This is a genomic window from Yoonia sediminilitoris (assembly GCF_003058085.1).
In the GTDB taxonomy this organism is placed as follows: Bacteria; Pseudomonadota; Alphaproteobacteria; order Rhodobacterales; family Rhodobacteraceae; genus Yoonia; species Yoonia sediminilitoris.
The window spans coordinates 1-3,102 of record NZ_QBUD01000041.1; the positions used below are offsets into that span (position 1 = coordinate 1).

The following is a 3,102-nucleotide window of genomic DNA, read 5'->3' on the forward strand; positions in this document are numbered from 1 at the left end:
GAACCGTTCCTGTTCAACGTAGCTCCCGACGAAGTATCCGACTTTGCTTCTGACCAGGGCTTTTCCGTGCTAGATCACCTTTATGGTAGCGCGCGCATCGGCGACTACATTGCAGCGCTCGGCCTCAGTATTGAGGCAATGGACTTTCCCATAGAACAACTGGACGCTTCTTCGTTTTCTCTTTGTCAGTTGAAGCCTGATTGAGTTCCGCGAAACAGAAAGGTTTGAAAGCGCGTTCCATCGAGTATTAATTAGCCGATTCACTCCCTTTGGTATCGCGAAAAATTGGTACAGCGGTGTCAATCGGCATTAAAAGCTGCCCCCCTATCGGCGTCCAATATTGAGCCCCCTTGTGCTGAGCAGGCCCGGCGCTGCGTAGTCTTCATTCAACGCAGCAGCGGCGGGCCTGCGGTGGTTCGGATTGGCGCTACCCCGCCCCTGCGGCGCTTGGGGGTAGAGGTCAGCTTTGCGCAGCAGGGGCAGTCAGGCGAGCGGGTTCTCAAGATCGAAAGAGTGTAAATGATCGTCAGTATTGCACCACACTGACGATACTGACGATTAAATTGACTATGTGGGGAATGACGGCCCAGACCGGAACTAGCCCTATAGCCTTTGATCCAGCGCTGCGGCTATGCGTTACTGCTATTCGCTGCGCCTGCAAAATCAAGCAACTGGCTCATTCACAGAATGCGGACTTTGCGGCCTGTTGCGGTTGCAGCATAGCACAAATTCCCCGAACCGGTCATACGACATTGGCTGAACGGCATAGACTGCAATCATTCGCTCGCCGTGCGGCTCGGATGCCTGAAGTGCGGGATATCAGGAGAATGTTCGGCATTATTTGAATGGTTGCGGATAGCGATTTGCTGCTTTACTTTCATCCCATGGTGGGCGCAGCTCTGCCAGACAGTGGCACGGTTGACTGTAGCTAGTAAGCTATCAACATGTTCACATACGGTAACGGGGCAATCCTTAGGCGAAAAGTAACTGAAGTCATAGATATCTTTGCTTTTCATCCACCTTGGCCAGAATTAATTGGATATCTCGCCTGCGGCTTGGTGTTTCTGACATTTTGTATGAAGGGAATGCTTCAGCTTCGAGTAATCGCAGTTGTCTCAAACATCGCTTTTTTGATCTATGGGGCAGTCGCTGAACTTGTTCCCATTTTCGTATTGCACGCCACATTGCTCCCGTTGAACATGTACCGCACGGTGCAGAAGCTAAAAGAGATCAAAAGCATTAAAACGGCCATCGAAGGCCGCGCTGAAATCGACGTGCTAATTCCGTTCATGACCCGAAAGCGACTGCCAAAAGATACGGTGCTCTTTCGGAAGGGAGACGTAGCTGATGCGATTTATTTCCTTGCAAATGGAAAGCTTCTGATCCCAGAACTTGAAATATATATCCCACCCGGGACGTTAGTAGGTGAGATGGGTATTTTTCGTCCCAACAAAGACCGTACGGCTTCTGTACTGTGCAAAACTGACTGCGAACTTTACGAGATTTCGCAAGACAACGTAGAAAAGCTGTGCCTCGACAATCCGCAGTTCGGCCTGTTCCTCACCAAGCTAATCGCCAGCAGATTGATTGCCGAGACCCCTTCCCAACCTGACTTGCATCTGCAAACGACGAGTATTTGAACTGTAGAGTGAAAGATTGCACGACTTGGGTTGGTGGCTATGCCGCAGGCGCGATCAGTAGAACTTTGAGGGTCTGCTTCGGGCTCTCAGCCGCCGTTAGATCGGTCGCAGCATTTTGCCTGTCAGATGCCACCACCCCCGTAAGTATCGGCCCTTTGCGGACATTGAATTCATGATCGAGCGCTGCGGTGCAGCTTCACGAGATCAGACATTTGCTACGAATGCAAAACTGCCGCTCGACGGTGCTGATGCCACCGTATATCGAAGCTCGCTGGAGCGACACTCGACACACAATCCCAATCTGAATATCCTGTAACCAATGTTGAGGTTTCCTGGAGGATTTCTGATGCGCGTAGTTCCAACTCTGATGTGCATGGCAATAGTTTCTGGCCCAGTGGTGGCGGATGAGGTTGGCATTACCAAAGATATCATGAGCGTGACCGTTCCAACGACCAATGGGACAGTTGAAATCATGCGTGACCAAGACACTGACGCACGTCTAGCGGAACCTTGGCTGCAAACCTCACGGCCTTGCCCGAGTTTTTGTATCCAACCAATGGTCCCAGCCCCCGGTGTGACGCCCATCGGAGAGCTAGAAGTCTTGGAGTTCTTAACGTCAGCTACCGCTGTGTTGGTCGACGGTCGTGTGCGGCCTCAATACGAGGAGGGCACCATCCCTGGTGCGATCTCTGTTCCATATACCGAAGCCGCAGATAGACTCGGCGAATTTGGCTGCGAGATCGATTTTGACGGCTGGATTTGCGAAGGTGACTTGCCTGACGTTGTGTTATTTTGCAACGGCGCTTGGTGCGGCCAATCGCCGACGGCTGCGCGTCGCATGATTGAGGCAGGCTACCCGGCTGAGAAGATTTATTATTATCGTGGCGGCATGCAAAGCTGGAATATGCTGGGACTGACCGTCATGCCGGGTACATCCTGAAGCCGCGCCACTCAAGACTACCCGCGCGGCAGAAAGCCCGCTTTCGGCCCGGAACGGACTTTCACCGTGTGGAGTGATGTTGCGATGCAGCGTTTTCAAAGTAGACATTGTAAATTAAACATAGTCTCCATCGCCCGCCCTCACCGCGACCTTAACCCAGTCGGTGCGCAGTCCAAGCACCATGCAACAGTTCTACTCTCCTTTAGTCTCTTCAAATTTCGCCAGTTCTTCCGTTTCAATTTCTTCGGAAATTCGGTTGGAGTGTTTTGCTACGCGATCTCTCAGAAGAACTAGGCTCTGCATTTGTGCAGCCGTCTCAGCATTTTTCACCCTCAAACCGTAGCACCGTTGTAGCACCGTGGCGTGCGGCACAAACGCAAGAAGCGCCCTGTGGGGCGCTAGTGCGTTGTTCTGCAAGGGTATTTTTTGGTTGCGGGAGTAGGATTTGAACCTACGACCTTCAGGTTATGAGCCTGACGAGCTACCGGGCTGCTCCATCCCGCGCCAAAGGCACCTCAGGTA

At 52.2% G+C, this 3,102-nt stretch carries 3 protein-coding genes and 1 tRNA gene; 3 read left to right on the plus strand and 1 reads right to left on the minus strand.

Translation table 11 applies throughout. From position 1 onward, the window contains the following. The 3 genes from C8N45_RS23370 to C8N45_RS22865 all read left to right on the plus strand — a co-directional run. A partial coding sequence (locus C8N45_RS23370) for a hypothetical protein (protein ID WP_168769582.1) occupies nucleotides 1–204 on the plus strand: 204 nt, incomplete at its 5' end. A 740-nt stretch (nucleotides 205–944) separates the two neighbouring features. Further along, the gene (locus C8N45_RS22860; protein WP_108389358.1) at nucleotides 945–1,640 is read left to right on the plus strand and encodes a Crp/Fnr family transcriptional regulator; all 696 of its coding nucleotides are present in this window, start codon (nucleotides 945–947) and stop codon (nucleotides 1,638–1,640) included. Nucleotides 1,641–1,986: 346 nt separating this feature from the next. Next, a complete protein-coding gene (locus C8N45_RS22865; protein WP_108389360.1) occupies nucleotides 1,987–2,580 on the plus strand; it encodes a rhodanese-like domain-containing protein in 594 nt (197 codons plus the stop codon). 427 nt (nucleotides 2,581–3,007) lie between these two features. Here C8N45_RS22865 and C8N45_RS22870 read toward each other — a convergent pair. After that, nucleotides 3,008–3,084 (minus strand) — tRNA-Met (locus C8N45_RS22870). Between the last annotated feature and the right edge of the window lie 18 nt (nucleotides 3,085–3,102).

What these genes read in the sequence shown, in the direction of transcription:
- C8N45_RS22860 (WP_108389358.1), top strand. Translation starts at nt 945, where the DNA reads ATGTTCACATACGGTAACGGGGCAATCCTTAGGCGAAAAGTAACTGAA.
- C8N45_RS22865 (WP_108389360.1), top strand. Translation starts at nt 1,987, where the DNA reads ATGCGCGTAGTTCCAACTCTGATGTGCATGGCAATAGTTTCTGGCCCA.